The organism is Chryseobacterium sp. 14P4.3.2 (genome assembly GCF_057799275.1).
In genome coordinates, this window is sequence record NZ_JBYOKO010000015.1 from 93,941 (window position 1) to 107,969 (window position 14,029).

Annotated in this window: 10 protein-coding genes; all 10 read left to right on the forward strand. The window is 35.1% G+C overall.

Annotated elements, in window-relative coordinates; translation table 11 throughout:
- The 10 genes from AC27VX_RS18985 to AC27VX_RS19030 all read left to right on the forward strand — a co-directional run bounded on the left by AC27VX_RS18985 (position 1) and on the right by AC27VX_RS19030 (position 13,924).
- Positions 1-2,382 (forward strand): vWA domain-containing protein, encoded by a 2,382-nt coding sequence (locus tag AC27VX_RS18985; RefSeq protein WP_488697311.1) that lies wholly within the window; start codon positions 1-3, stop codon positions 2,380-2,382.
- Between the two features lie 64 nt (positions 2,383-2,446).
- Positions 2,447-5,215, forward strand: coding sequence for a hypothetical protein (locus AC27VX_RS18990; RefSeq protein WP_488697313.1), 2,769 nt, complete (start codon positions 2,447-2,449; stop codon positions 5,213-5,215).
- Positions 5,216-5,218: 3 nt separating this feature from the next.
- A complete protein-coding gene (locus AC27VX_RS18995) occupies positions 5,219-9,736 on the forward strand; it encodes a TonB-dependent receptor plug domain-containing protein (RefSeq protein WP_488697315.1) in 4,518 nt (1,505 codons plus the stop codon).
- 156 nt (positions 9,737-9,892) lie between these two features.
- Positions 9,893-10,396: a GbsR/MarR family transcriptional regulator gene (locus AC27VX_RS19000; protein WP_300685975.1), complete on the forward strand. Its 504-nt coding sequence runs from the start codon at positions 9,893-9,895 to the stop codon at positions 10,394-10,396.
- Positions 10,397-10,472: 76 nt separating this feature from the next.
- Positions 10,473-10,817: a hypothetical protein gene (locus tag AC27VX_RS19005; protein ID WP_236855219.1), complete on the forward strand. Its 345-nt coding sequence runs from the start codon at positions 10,473-10,475 to the stop codon at positions 10,815-10,817.
- A gap of 7 nt (positions 10,818-10,824) precedes the next feature.
- Positions 10,825-11,226 (forward strand): hypothetical protein, encoded by a 402-nt coding sequence (locus tag AC27VX_RS19010; protein ID WP_488697318.1) that lies wholly within the window; start codon positions 10,825-10,827, stop codon positions 11,224-11,226.
- Between the two features lie 78 nt (positions 11,227-11,304).
- Positions 11,305-11,676, forward strand: coding sequence for a hypothetical protein (locus tag AC27VX_RS19015; RefSeq protein WP_488697320.1), 372 nt, complete (start codon positions 11,305-11,307; stop codon positions 11,674-11,676).
- Between the two features lie 108 nt (positions 11,677-11,784).
- Positions 11,785-12,261, forward strand: a complete 477-nt coding sequence (locus AC27VX_RS19020) for an SRPBCC family protein (RefSeq protein WP_488697322.1) — start codon at positions 11,785-11,787, stop codon at positions 12,259-12,261.
- A gap of 17 nt (positions 12,262-12,278) precedes the next feature.
- Positions 12,279-12,983, forward strand: coding sequence for a YqjF family protein (locus AC27VX_RS19025; protein ID WP_488697324.1), 705 nt, complete (start codon positions 12,279-12,281; stop codon positions 12,981-12,983).
- Positions 12,984-13,024: 41 nt separating this feature from the next.
- Positions 13,025-13,924, forward strand: coding sequence for a TIGR01777 family oxidoreductase (locus AC27VX_RS19030; RefSeq protein ID WP_300685970.1), 900 nt, complete (start codon positions 13,025-13,027; stop codon positions 13,922-13,924).
- Positions 13,925-14,029: the final 105 nt, after the last annotated feature.

A 14,029-nucleotide genomic window follows, 5' to 3' on the forward strand; every position in this document is an offset into this window, starting at 1 on the left:
ATGGAAAATAATCATATAGATCAGCAATTCAATGAAGCTTCAAAGTTTTCAGAAGAACCAACTGTTTTCCCTGGTTTTGAAAAAGTATGGGAAAGCATTGAACAAAAATTAGATAAAAAAGAAGAGAAAAAGAAAACTATTCCTTTCTGGCTGCCTTACAGTATTGCAGCGAGTGTAATCATTGGCCTTGGAGCTTTTTACTTTGTGAATAAAAAGGATTCTACAGAACTTTTAAAGCCTGTAATAGCAGATAATACAAGTGTAAATGGCCATGTTACAAGTACAGATATTATAAAAATAGATAGCATTACGAAACAGAATATTCAGAAAGTTAAAAAGAAAACGGAGCCTATTATAGAAAAATTGGCAGTTAATAAGAGATTTGTTCCCGCTCCGTTAAGAATTCCTGCTCCTCAGCCTGTAGCTCCACAGCCTATTGTTGAACGTGATTTTGAAACTCCTGATTATCAGGAGAGAAAAATTGAAGAAGTTGTCATTGTGGGGTATAATAAGACAAGCGCTAAGTCTTCAACAGCAGCGAACACCATCGTAAATAATGTACCGCAGCCTACCGTTTATAGCTCATTACAAGGAACTGTAGCAGGAATACAAATAACAGCTTCTACCGTAGGAGGTAGAAATAAGAATGCGATCAATAGTATAAATTCAGGTTACTTTAATAATAGTGAAATAGCCATCAGAGGAATATCTTCTGATAAACTGAAAAATATTCCTTTATATATCATTAATGGAAAAATTGAATCCGCTGACTACTTTCGAAGTTTAGATCCCGACAAAATTAAAAGTCTGAATATCTTAAAAGGAGATCCAGCTACAGCAATATACGGAAGTAAGGCTGCACACGGAGTAATTATAGTAAAGACCCAAAAGCTTTCAAGGAAAGAAAGGAAAAAGATGGAAAAGCTTCAGGAAGAAATCAATAAGCAGAAACAAATTTCACCTGTAGGCAATAATGAAAGTTATGATACCTTTGTTGAAAACCCTTTTGAACTGACCCGCAGTCAGCCGTTATCTACATTTTCTATTGATGTTGATAATGCTTCTTATTCCAATATAAGAAGAATGATTAATAATGGGCAAACTGTCAATAAAGATGCCGTAAGGATCGAAGAGATGGTTAATTACTTTAAATATAATTATCCTCAGCCAAAAAATGGAATGCCATTTTCAATATCTACAGAGTATAATGAAGCTCCGTGGAATCCCAACCATAAACTATTGAAAATAGGACTTCAGGGTAAAAATCTTTCCATGGATCAGCTTCCCGCATCGAATCTTGTTTTCCTTATTGATGTTTCGGGTTCTATGAATGAAGAAAATAAGCTGCCGTTGCTGAAATCTTCTTTGAAAGTTCTGTTAAACCAGCTTCGGCCTAAAGATAAAGTAGGAATTGTAGTATACGCAGGAAGTGCCGGAATGGTGCTGCCATCTACCTCAGCGGGAGAGAAAGAAAAGATTATGCAGGCACTGAACAATCTTCAGGGAGGAGGAAGTACAGCAGGTGGAGAAGGCATTGAGCTGGCCTATAAAATGGCTCAGGAAAATTTTGTAAATAATGGAAATAATCGTGTTATCATTGCAACGGACGGAGATTTCAACGTAGGAGCCTCTGCCACATCAGATCTTAAAACACTTATTGAGGATAAAAGAAAATTCGGAGTTTTCTTAACCTGTTTAGGCTTTGGAATGGGCAATTATAAAGACAATACCCTGGAAACCCTTGCGGATAAAGGAAACGGTAACTATGCTTATATTGATAATATGCAGGAAGCCAATAAATTTCTTGGGAAAGAATTTGCAGGAAGTATGTATGCAATTGCCAAAGATGTGAAAATTCAGATTGAATTCAATCCGGAGTATGTACAATCGTATCGTCTGATTGGCTATGAAAACAGAAAACTGAGAAACGAAGATTTTGTAAATGATAAAATTGATGCCGGAGAATTGGGAATCGGTCATACCGTCACAGCTTTGTATGAGATTATTCCGGCCAATATAAAATCTGACTTTACCCCAAAAGGCAATAACTTGAAATATATTCAAAATACTCATTCAAAAGAATTTGGAGATGAACTGGCTACCATAAAATTCAGATATAAAAAGCCTGATGAGGATAAAAGTCGGGAGATTACTGAGAGTATTAGAAATGTTGATTACAAGCTGTCTTCAGCAAGTCCTGATTTTAAATTTGCTTCTTCAGTAGCATGGTTTGGATTGGTATTAAGAAATTCTCAACTGATTATGAAAAAGAATCTTTCGGATATTGAGAATCTGGCCAGGCAGGGTAAAAATAAGGATGAAGAAGGCTATCGCTCAGAATTTCTCAGACTGATAGATACTTATAAAACACTTCAAAAATAATCTTTAAAAAAAGAAATTTCCCCGGAAATTTCTTTTTTTATATTTTTAAGCATACTAATCACCAATGAAAAAGAATTATTTGCTGTTATTGCCTTTTACCATTACCATATTAAAGGCACAAAATTCACAACTTTATTATTCAGGAAAATTTTTAACGACAAAAGATAAGGAACAGAATTTTTTAAAAGTACAGAATAAGAATAGTGGGATTTATGAACTGACTGATGAAAAAGGATTTGCGATCATTGCTGCTAAACCTTATGATACTCTGGTGTGGAATCAAGGGAAAAATATGTATGTTGTTCCCTCTTATCAATTGAGAGAATTAAAGAATATACTGGAAGACCAGACGGAAAAGAAGCTGGTGGAAAATATTTATAGTAAAACCTACGACAGTCTGACTTCAAAAGAAACCAGCGATCATTTTAGCATAGAAAAAACAAAAGCAACTCTAAGTAAAAGATCGGACAAAGACTTTTATAAAATAAGAATAGTGAAGCAGAGAAATGACAGTGTTTATACTCTGAAAAATATTAATCAAAGAACCTTCGTGCTGAATGGAAGCTTTACCACTTCTTTTGATGTTAAAAGCAGAAATGCTATTCCCCACATCCAAAATAAGTACGTACAAGGAAGATCAGAAAACGGATCTCTGATCTGGAGGGGGCCTGAAACCAATGAAATGTTCAGTTTTGGGCCAGATGTTTCTATATTGGGATTTAATGGTGTGCCCTACGAGTACGATCAGAACGGAAGATTAGTTCATTGGGTTAATGGGCTTCAACACGCACGGAATTATAACAACAACCTTTTTAAAACAACCGTAGGATACAACAATCAGCTTAATGTTAATGCTTTTATAAAAGATGGATATAAAGAGAAAGTTCGCCTTTCATTGAATCTTGGTCAGCAGAAAAACCAGATGTATTTTATAGATCAATACGATATTGCTTCCAGTTTTAAAGCTAAGCTGAATACAGAATTTAAGGGATATTTGATAGATGTCGCTTTTAATTATGAAGAAGATAAAGCAACAAATACCAATAGAATAGGATTATTCAACAGAGCTTATCAGAACTCGCTGCTGACTCCGGTTTCTTTTTCCAATAATCAGCAGATCTTATTAAGTAATGGTTCACAAAGAAGTTACAGCAAATACGCTGATAACCCGTTATACCTTTTTACGCAGGATAGCAAATACCATTATCAGAGTGATCAAAGACAGTTTAGCCTGAATGCAGTCAAAACATGGGACGATTTTAAACTGAACCTCAGCCAGTCTTATGAAAACAACAATGTCGGGAATGTAGATCAGTATAAACCTACCACATATGGTTTTAGTAATGGATTACGGAATGAAAGGACACAAAATAACAGTTTGTATTATTCTAATATTCTCGGAACTTATACATTGGGAGATTATCATTTTAAAAATGTTTTCAGTCTGAATTTTATTTTAAATGACAGACGATCGGATGTTTCTCATAGTTTGACGGCTAGAGAATACCTTTATCAGAGAACTTCACAGGATCATATTTTTAATTATAATATGGAAATCCGAAACTATGATTTTGAAACAGGTCTTAATATTGGTAACTCATTTTATATCTCCAATACCTCTCTTAAAAATAATTACTGGCTTCCGAAAGCAAATGTTTATTTAAAGTTTAGTGACATTTTTGACTGGAATAATTTCAGCTTCAAAATGTTGGGAAGCTACACCCAACTAAGCTCGGAGCCGGAAATCACAAGATCATATGCTTCTTATGCCACCACTTTGCTGAAATCAGAAAATTACTATCGGTATTTCCCAATACAGGAAGTTGAAAGTTTCCAAGGCTTATCTAATATCAATACCCGGGAATGGAAAGTTGGTGGAAAATTGAATTTGGGTTATAATATAAGTCTGGAAGGAGAGTATTTCAACAAAAAGATAACTGATGATCTGTTTCCCGTATATGAAGAAAATCAGTTGAAGCTAAAGAATATGGCTGATCATACTTATAGCGGCTATGAATTCAATTTCGCATATGATCGGTTACGTTTGGGGTATGAGTTTTATACAGTCAACAAAATTTCATTTTTCAAATACAGAGATATTGTTGACAGGATTTCTCCGGAGTATCAGAATCTTGCTCTTTCAGGTTTTAAGGATATCTACAAAACGCTGGCTGAAGGGCAGGCCCTTGGAGCTGTAATGGGTAGTTATTTTGAGCGGAATGCACATGGGCAAATAATTATTGATAACTCAGGATTCCCCGAAAAGGCGGCAGGAATGAAGATCATTGCAGATCCTACACCAGATTTCGTTATGAAGTTTAATCATAACCTAACCTATAAAAACTTTTCTTTGGATATCAACTGGGAATGGAAAAAAGGAGGTCAGTTGTGGAACGGAACCCAGGCTGTTCTCGATTATTATGGGCGTTCATACGAATCCGGAGAAGAAAGGAATATCAAAAATTATGTTTTCCAGGGAGTTCATGCTAATGGAACTATCAATCAGATTCCTGTAGATTTTTATGATACTAACCGGAATATTCAGGAAAACAGATGGTCGAGATACGGCTATTTGGGAATCGCAGAAAATTATATCCAGAAAGCAGATTATATAAGAATTAATAATATTTCACTGTCAGTCAATTTTCCTATTAACAATCGAAAGCAGTTTCTAAAACTTAGTTTTTATGTAAATAATATACTGCTTTGGCAGGCTAATAAAGGGGTAGACCCCAATCAGAGTTTTTATGATGCAGACTATGGAAGAGGATTGGATTTTTTCAACCTTCCTTCCTTTAAAACATTTGGCAGCATTGTTTCATTCAAATTTTAACCTATGAATCTTAACCTTAAATCATATATCATCCTGTTAAACGTACTGCTTTCAACTGTGGTTTTTAAAGCTCAGCAATCTTTTCGGGACTTTGAAAAAGAGAAAACATATATTCAGACCAACCATGTTTTTTATAAACCGGGAGAAGGAATGTATTTTAAAATATACGTTATAAAAGGAGAAAATAACCTTCCGGCAGAAGACAGCAGAATTGTTAACCTGGAAATTATTGAGCCTAACGGGAGCATTTTAAAAAAATTAAAATACGAGATTACTAATGGATATGCCCAGGGATATTTCTACTTTGATGAAGATATGAAAGGCGGTATTTATAAGTTCCGGGCATATACGAATTGGATGCAGAACGAAGATGGGAAAAATGCTTTTGAAAAAGAAATTAATCTCCAAAAAATCGTGTCTCCCAGAATTCTAATGAAGCTTGATTTTCCTAAAAAGGGCTATGGACCCGGGGATGAAGTGTCAGCAAACTTTTCTATGCGAAGCCTGAGTAACCTGCCAATCCCTTTTTATGAAGCTGAGTATACGGTGATGCATAACGGAGAAATGGTTTCAGAAGGGAAATTCACCACCGATAAAGAAGGTAAAAAACTTTTGAAATTTAAGCTTCCGGAATCTTTGAAATCATCTGATGCACTCTTGAATATTAAAGTGAATTTTGATGGATTTACAGAATCTGTTTTCAGAAATATTCCTGTTGTTCTGAATAATCTGGACGTAAAATTGATGCCCGAAGGAGGAACCTTCATCAACGGAATAGAACAGAATATTGCCTTTAAGATTCTTGACGAATTTGAAAAACCCGTAGATGCAGTATTAGGTATTTACAATCAGGACAATGAAAAAATAAAAGAAGTTCCGGCTTATAATTTCGGGATGGGAAATTTTCTTTTTACCCCAAAAAAAGGTGAGAACTATTATGCAAAGGTTATAAAGCCGGAAAATATAGCCGGAACTTATCTTTTACCTTCTGCTCAGGATGATGGAGTGATTCTGAACATCAAAAAGGAAAATAAAAACCTGATATTGACAATTGTATCTACTCAGGAAAAGAGTATCATACTAAAAGGAAGATTCCGTGGAAAAGAAGTCTTTGGCAAAGTGCTTTTGCTAAAAAAGGGAACCAGTCAATTTGATTTACCTGAAAAAGACTTTCCAGTTGGAATCTGTAGCTTTACGGTATTGGAAAATGACGCTCCTGTGGCAGAACGTATTGTTTTTACCAATAAAAGTACTCAGCTAAAGATTAAAGTAAAGCCAGTGAAGCAATATTATCTGCCCAGAGAAAAAGTAGAGCTGGACATCGAAACCATTGATGAAAATAACAAGCCCGTTACTGCTAATCTTGGACTCAGTGTAGTGGATGATAAACTATGGACCTATGCTGATGATAAGCAAAATAATATCGTTTCATGGTTTCTCATAGATTCCGAATTGAAAGGAAAAATTGAAAAACCACAGTTCTATTTTGACTCTAAAGAAGACAAAGCCGAGAAAAGTCTGGATCTTGTTATGCTGACAAATGGATACAGGTACTTTGAACTTACTCGCGAAGTCATTAAAACAAACAAGTACCAATATCTTCCCGAAAAAAAGAATACCGTCTATGGAATAGTAGAGGATGAAAATAAAAAACCTGTGGCATCAGATGTTTTTCTTGTAGATGTTTCTGGTAGCAGGATTCTTAAACAGGTAACTGCAGAAAATGGGAAGTTTTATTTTTCAGATTTAGATGGAAACAGTTCGTATAAGATCATTGCTAAATCTTTCCAACCTAAAAATAAAGTGACGGTAAGGTTTTTATCCTATAATTTGGACATTAACCCTTTAATAAAACAAAAGCTTACAAATATAAATGTAGAGGAGATCATAAAGGAAGCTGAGCTAAAAGAAGAATCAAAGACAGAAAACAGACACAATATCCAGCAGCTGAATCAGCTCAACAAAGGAAGATATGACACAATAAAAAATCAACGTATTGAAGAAGTAGTTGTTACGGGATATTCTATGGTGAGTAAAGATAAAAATGCAACAGCATCCGTCACTATAACGTCTCCTTCAGAAATTCAGAACCCAAACGTAGCCTCATTATTAAGCGGAAAAGTAGCAGGATTGATAATAACACCTGCTGGGCAGGCAGGTGCTAATACACAGATAAGAATCAGAGGTGAAGGTTCAGTGGCCAATAAAACCCCACTATTTATTGTTGACGGAATTCCTGTAGAAAATTTTAATGCCATCATAAATCCAAATGACATCAGCAGTATTACAGTTCTTAAAGATGCTGCTGCTACGGCCGTTTACGGAAGCAGAGCCGTGAATGGAGTAGTGATTGTGAATTCTTTTAGGAATAGTACCTCACAAATCCAGTTTGATATCACTCCGAAATCCTATTTTGCAGTACAAGAAATTCCTTATGCTCGTCTTATATTATATTCTGCAGCAAGGAAATTTGCTTACCCCGAATATAAAACAACCAATACTTCCTATCGCTTTGATTACAGAGAATCACTTTATTGGAATCCTGTAGTAGAAACCGACAAGAATGGAAAGGCAAAAGTTGAATTTTATAACTCCGATGCCACTTCCACATTCAGGATCATGACAGAAGGGGTCTCCGCATCAGGACTGTTGGGTAAAGACGAAACTACTTATTCAGCGCAGAGCCTCATCTCATTGGATGCTAAAATCCCACAGTATCTGACAAGAACAGATCAGGTGACGATTCCTGTTGTCATTAAAAATAATTCTCCGGAAACTAAAATAATGAAGATGAATGTGATTGTTCCGAATGATGTAAAACTGATAGAAGCAGACAGTCTTATTACCTTGAAACCCCTGGAATCAGGAAGATTATTTGTCAGAATACAGACGGATGAGGTCGTGAATTCTAATATTCAGTTTACGGTGAGATCAGGTGATTTCAGAGAAACGATGATACTTCCGTTTAAAGTAGAAGAGAAAGGTTTTCCTCATCACTATTCTATTATCAATAATAAAACTGAAGATCTGAAAATCAATATTCCAGAGTATATCAACGGAAGTCTCCATTCGTCTTATTATATATATCAGAATAGAGCCTTACAGATGTTTGAAGATCTCGAAAGATTGAAAAGAGAACCTTACGGATGTTTTGAGCAGCTTTCTTCAACGGTTTATCCTAATATTTTCATTTTGGATTATTTAAAATCAATAAAAAAAATAGATACTAATACCGAGAATCTGGTGATTAAGAATATGAAAAAAGGATTTCAGAAAATGTTGAGTTACAAAAACAAGGACGGAGGTTTCGGGTATTTTAATAGCACAGCATCAGATATAACACTTTCTGCATTCGCATTATTGGTGTTTACAGATCTAAAAAAGCATGTAACCACAGATCCTAAACTGATAGAGGGACTTTCCGGATTTATTTTGTCAAAGAAAAATGCAAACGGATTATTTGAGGTAAGAAAAGAATATGAATCGAAAAACACCTATTCTGAGCATTCCTGGTCCAGAAATATGTACATTATTTATGCTTTGTCTAAACTAGGCTTCAAGAATGAACTTGAAGATTCTTTTAAAGTAGTGATGAAAAGGGCTTTGGCTACTAAAGATTCTTATCAATTGGCTTTGCTTGCCAATGCTTCTGCCAACCTCGGAAAGCATCAGGAATATGATAATCTGATGACCATTCTGAATAAACAATATGAAACCCAAAGTATAAAACCTGAAATTACTTTTACCGGTTCGGGAGGCTTTTCTGCTGTTGCAGAAACACTTTCATTATACATTATGGCCCTTCAGAAAGATGGTAAGATTAACCAGTTAAAAATAGCTGAAGTTGTAGATAAACTGATTGGTTATAACGGATATTACGGGTTTGGTTCTACACAGGCAACAAGTCTGGCAATTCAGGCACTCACTGATTTTTACTCAAAAAATGAAAAATTGTATGGAAATGAAAGCCCGGTGATTATTATCAACAAAGCCAATGTATTCTCTGATATAAGTATTTCTTCGGCCTATAAATCAGGAGAAAACGAGATCGGTGTACATTATCCATCCCAGAAAGGACTTCCTTATAAACTGGAATATCAATATTACACATTACAGGCTCCAGAAAGTAAAGTGATCCCCCTGACACTGGAAACAAAGCTTAAATCTAAGCTTGCCAGGGTAGGAGAGACCAACAGAATGACCATTACCATTACAAATAAGATAAACGGTCAGCTGCCAATGACTATAGCCAAGATTGGTATTCCTGCAGGGCTCACATTGCAAAATGCTTTCCTGAAAGATCTGATTGATAAGAAGCAGATTTCTTACTACGAGATTTTTGACAATTATCTGGTACTGTATTGGGAGCATATGGATGCTGAGGAAGCAAAAACGATCAATCTTGATCTCAAAGTAGAATTTTCCGGAACCTATACCGGAAAGTCCAGCAATGCCTATTTATATTATATGCCTGAAGAAAAATACTGGAACCAGGGAATTTCAGTCAGCATTGAACCCTGAAAATTTCTGAAATTCATTAAATATTATACTTTAAAACATAATCAAAACAGGCTTTCTCAGGAAGGTCTGTTTTATTTTGAAAATAAACTTTCAAAAATTATTGAAAATTCAAAAAATATAATTACATTTGTTTCAGAAATCTAAAAGACATCTACAATGCAACTTTCAGAAGCAAAAGAAAAATATATTCAGACCTGGGGAACCTTTGCTACCAATTGGGGAATCAACCGGACAATGGCACAGGTACATGCTCTGCTTTTGGCAAGTGGCAAGCCGCTTTCTACCGATGAGGTGATGGAACAACTGGAGATATCAAGAGGAAATGCCAATATGAATCTTCGTGCTTTGATAGACTGGGGAATTGTAAGAAAAGAATTTATAAAAGGAGATCGGAAAGAATATTTTGTAGCAGAAAAAGATGTATGGTATCTCTTCAAACAGATTACCAAAGAACGCAGAAAAAGAGAAATTGAACCTGTTATCTCTTTCCTTGAAGACTTAAAGAATATTGAAGATAATGATTCAGAAGAAGCAAAGGAATTTATCAAGCTTATGAATGATTTCAGCTCTGTCACTGGAAAGATCAACAATATTATGGATCTGGCGATAAAAAGTGATGATCATTGGTTGGTAGGGAAGATTACCAACTTATTGAAATAAAGAATAGAATAGGATGATAATCCTTTTTTATTTGAATTTAATTTTCAAAAATTACTGAAAATATAATATTTATAAAATGTTCAATATTGTTTCGTATTTACTTTTCCTCAGTATCAGTTCGTATATCACAATTGATGTGGGAAGAAGGTGTTACCAGGCAGGAAAAGCTTATCTGAAATATCTGCTTCATGATGAAAATCTTTGTCTTACGATCAACAGGGTACTTCTGGGAGGTTATTACCTGTTGAATTTGGGCTATATCGCAGCAAGCCTGAGTACCTGGACGAAAATCAATACGATGCAGGAGGTCATAGGTATAACAGCAGTACGCATAGGAAGCATTTTATTGATTCTTTGTGCATTGCATTATGTGAACATTTTCATCCTTTACTTTTTGAGAAAAAAAATAACCTTAAAATAATACTATCATGACAACTGCAATTTTAACTACGACGTACAATTTTTCTGCGTACATGATCTACCTGCCACTTGTAATCATGCTTACTGTTTTGGTTTCTCAGTTTCTGTTTAAAAACTCAAAGACCTTTATGATTGATATTTTTCATCAGAAGGAACATATCGCTATGGCTACAAACTCACTTTTTAAAATAGGATTCTATCTGTTGAATATAGGTTTTGCTCTATGCATTATTGAGTTTGCCCAAATTGAAACAGTAGAAAGGCTGGTGGTAGCTTTAAGTAAAAAAATAGGAGGCTTTTCAATTTATCTCGGAGTGATGATGCTTTTGAACCTGTTCTTATTCCTGAAAGGTCGTAAACATGCTTTGAAAAAAGAAATACCAATCAAATATGAAAACTTTGATATTTAAAATCTGGATGTATTTTACTTTCAGATCTAAAAACAAACGAACCAGAGGCGATTTTCTTACCTTTTAAAATCAATCATAATGAAAACATTTGCAAAATATGACTTTTATATTCAGTTGTTTTTTTTGATAATAGGACCTCTTGGGGCTATAGTGAGTGGCTCGGAAGGATGGATGATGTTTTACTTTATCGTAGGAATTCCTCAACTGATCAGTTTTATAATCAAAATTTATCTTAAAGTAAAAATATCACCCCTTTTTCTGATCTATGGAATGACAATAATGCCCGTGTGGATTTCCGTACTCCTACTGCAAATAATAGGAATTGATCATAAAATAATGGAAATACCAGGGTGTCTTGTCATAATGGCATTTTTCTACAGTCCTTTTATGGCTTTATTCTATGTGATCGAAAGTCATAATCTATATAAATCCTTAAACACAGACCAATGATAAATAAACTGTCCGAAATTTATTTAACCCGAGACAGAAATAAGAATTTCTGATAACCTCCCTATTCCGGCTCCAGGCCACCTAAACTGATAAAAAATTTTAAAAGAAATGTCAACAATCTATTTAAACACCCTTATCAAAGCAGATATTCACTATGTTTTTGATCTGGCAAGAAATATTGATCTGCATCAGCAGTCAACTGCAAAAACAAATGAAAAAGCAATCGCCGGACGTACCTCAGGCCTGATTGAAGAAAATGAAAGCGTAACCTGGAGAGCAAAACATCTGGGAGTGTATCAGAATCTCACTACAAAAATTGTCAGCATGGAGGCTCCCAATCAATTTACAGATGAAATGCAGAAAGGAGCTTTTAAATCGCTCAAGCATCAGCACATTTTTAAATCTGTAAACGGAAAAACGCTGATGACCGATGTCTTTGAATTTGAATCTCCATTTGGACTCATAGGAAAGCTTTTTAATGCTCTTTTTCTTACGGATTATCTTAGAAAATTCCTGTTACAAAGAAATGAATTAATAAAAGCCATTGCAGAATCTTCTACTCATGAGGGTATAGCAATTTTTTAATCTAAAAAACAAGTATTATGAATTTTTTACGGGCAGAATGGCGAAAATTAGCCATTGCCAATTACGAAATTGATCCTCGATTATTAATGAAATACCTTCCTGAAGGTACAGAGATTGATTTTTATAAAGGAAAATGCTACGTCAGTTTAGTGGGATTCATGTTTTTGAATACGAAACTGTTAGGCTTTCCTATTCCTTTTCACCGGAATTTTGAAGAGGTCAATCTAAGATTTTATGTAAAGAAAAAAGAAAATGAAAGATGGAAAAGAGGAGTGGTATTTATCAAGGAAATAGTTCCGAAACCTGCATTAAGTCTGGTAGCAAACTCTGTATACAAAGAAAATTATCATACCATGCCGATGAAGAATAGTATTATGGAGAAGGATGAGGAGCTGCTGATCAAATACTCATGGAAGGATAAAAGCTGGTATTCTATTCAGATCACAGCTGAAAAGAAAGCTCAGGCAATGAAAGCAGATTCAGAATTTGAATTTATCACAGAACATTACTGGGGTTTTACCAAAACAAAAAGCACAACTTCAGAATATGAAGTCTGCCATCCGAAATGGGATTGCTATTTCGTAAAAGACCATCAGTTGGATATTGATTTTCAGAAGATCTATGGAAATGATTTTGATTGTCTGAACCGTCAGGAACCTGTTTCAGTAATGCTGGCAGAAGGTTCTGAAATTCAGGTGAAAAAAAAGAAACATATAGTGTAAAACAGGAAATTTCTATTCTCAAACCTTCAAATTATTAAACAATGAAAATAATCATAGCCGGAGGAACCGGATTTCTTGGCGGAAACCTTGAAAAATACTTTACAGAAAAAGGAAATCAGGTATATATTCTGACCAGAAAACCGATGCGTAAAAATGAAATCTCCTGGAATGCAGAAACCATAGGAGATTGGAAAAAGACCCTTGAAAATGCAGATGTGCTGATCAATCTCACCGGAAAATCTGTGGATTGCCGGTATCATGATAAAAACAAACAGGAAATTTTCTCTTCAAGAATCAACAGTACTAAAGTTTTGCAGGAAGCAGTAAATGAATGTTTAAACCCGCCAAAGATCTGGATGAATGCCAGCTCAGCAACCATTTATGTACATTCCGAAAAACATCTGAATACAGAAGAAAACGGAATTATCGGAGACGACTTTTCAATGAATATATGCAAAAGCTGGGAGAACGAATTTTTTAAAACCGAAAATCAGGGCATAAGAAAAGCAGCTCTTCGTACTTCTATTGTTCTTGGAAATAACGGAGGTGCTTTTCCAAAACTGAAAATGATTACCAAACTGGGCTTAGGAGGAAAACAAGGAAGAGGAGACCAGATGGTAAGCTGGATTCATATCAGTGATTTCTGTAAAGCGATAGAATGGATTATTCAAAATGAACATATTTCAGGGCCTATCAATGTAACTGCTCCTGAACCTTTATCAAACGGATCTATGATGCAGAAATTAAGAAAAGCATTAAAAAGATCTTTTGGGCTGGATGCTCCGGTTTGGCAGCTGGAAATAGCTTCCCTGTTTCTGGGAACAGAAACAGAACTGCTCTTAAAAAGCCGTAATGTTTACCCTGAAAAACTGATAAAGAGCGGATTCCGGTTTTCTTATCTGGATTTTGATAAAGCCCTTGTTAACCTGCTGAACCCCTAAGTTTGTAAAAAATTCGAAGAATACCGAAATCAGTAAAGACCATTTTCATATGCTCATAGCCCAAAGGCTGCCTGCTCTTGTCGTTATGTTTTATTTGCTCAGTGC

Bases quoted from the DNA above. Each gene is read 5' to 3' on its own strand.
- AC27VX_RS19010 (WP_488697318.1), top strand. From the start codon at position 10,825: ATGACAACTGCAATTTTAACTACGACGTACAATTTTTCTGCGTACATG.
- AC27VX_RS19005 (WP_236855219.1), top strand. From the start codon at position 10,473: ATGTTCAATATTGTTTCGTATTTACTTTTCCTCAGTATCAGTTCGTAT.
- AC27VX_RS18995 (WP_488697315.1), top strand. From the start codon at position 5,219: ATGAATCTTAACCTTAAATCATATATCATCCTGTTAAACGTACTGCTT.
- AC27VX_RS19015 (WP_488697320.1), top strand. From the start codon at position 11,305: ATGAAAACATTTGCAAAATATGACTTTTATATTCAGTTGTTTTTTTTG.
- AC27VX_RS18985 (WP_488697311.1), top strand. From the start codon at position 1: ATGGAAAATAATCATATAGATCAGCAATTCAATGAAGCTTCAAAGTTT.
- AC27VX_RS19020 (WP_488697322.1), top strand. From the start codon at position 11,785: ATGTCAACAATCTATTTAAACACCCTTATCAAAGCAGATATTCACTAT.
- AC27VX_RS19000 (WP_300685975.1), top strand. From the start codon at position 9,893: ATGCAACTTTCAGAAGCAAAAGAAAAATATATTCAGACCTGGGGAACC.
- AC27VX_RS19030 (WP_300685970.1), top strand. From the start codon at position 13,025: ATGAAAATAATCATAGCCGGAGGAACCGGATTTCTTGGCGGAAACCTT.
- AC27VX_RS18990 (WP_488697313.1), top strand. From the start codon at position 2,447: ATGAAAAAGAATTATTTGCTGTTATTGCCTTTTACCATTACCATATTA.
- AC27VX_RS19025 (WP_488697324.1), top strand. From the start codon at position 12,279: ATGAATTTTTTACGGGCAGAATGGCGAAAATTAGCCATTGCCAATTAC.